The organism is Streptomyces sp. MZ04 (assembly GCF_004684775.1).
In the GTDB taxonomy this organism is placed as follows: domain Bacteria; phylum Actinomycetota; class Actinomycetes; order Streptomycetales; family Streptomycetaceae; genus Streptomyces.
Window position 1 is genome coordinate 1 of sequence record NZ_SRIC01000620.1, and the last position, 681, is coordinate 681.

Here is a 681-nt window from a genome sequence, read left to right on the forward strand (position 1 = left end):
CGCACCGGGGGCGGGCGGCCTGGAGGTCTGGGGTCAGGGGTTTTCGTCCGCGATGTTGCCGAAGTCCTGGTCGGGGGGCGGTGGGGGTGTGATGTCGAGGCCGTAGTGGTGGTAGAGCTGGAGTTCCTGTTCGGGGGAGAGGTGGCGGCCTACGCCGAAGTCGGGGGCGTCCTTGATCAGGGAGCGTTCGAAGGGGATGCGCAGAGTGCCGTCGCTGGTGAGCTCGCTGGGTTCCAGGGGGATGAAGGCGTCACGGCTGAACAGGCCCGTGCGTATCGCGGCCCACTCCGGGGTGCCGGTGGCGTCGTCGAGGTAGACCTCGTCGATCGTGCCGATCTTGGCCCCGTTCCGGTCGAACGCCTTGCGGCCGATCAGGTTGCGCGGATCGATGTCGGTCTGCACGGGCCCTCCAACTGGTCGCAGGTTGTCGAAATGGCGCGTAACTCATCCTTATTCGCTTGTATTCACTACGAAAGAGCACATCGGGGCAGGCGGCCACTCGAGGGATCGGGCGCGGTCCTCGCTGGTAGGCTGGCGGTGGCTGCTGACCCCGTGCGGGAGAGCTCTCCGGTGGAGACACCGGAGGCGCCGAAGGAGCAACTCCTCCCCGGAATCTCTCAGGCCCCTGTACCGCACGGACGAGGTCACTCTGGAAAGTAGGGCGGGCGTCGGGCGCTGTCT

The 681-nt window shown here is 66.8% G+C and carries 1 protein-coding gene and 1 riboswitch; the gene reads right to left on the minus strand.

Annotated elements, in window-relative coordinates:
- Positions 1–33: 33 nt before the first annotated feature.
- Positions 34–402: a PRC-barrel domain-containing protein gene (locus E2651_RS43530; RefSeq protein ID WP_135336767.1), complete on the minus strand. Its 369-nt coding sequence runs from the start codon at positions 400–402 to the stop codon at positions 34–36.
- A gap of 143 nt (positions 403–545) precedes the next feature.
- A riboswitch (glycine riboswitch) is annotated at positions 546–643 on the plus strand.
- Positions 644–681 lie beyond the last annotated feature (38 nt).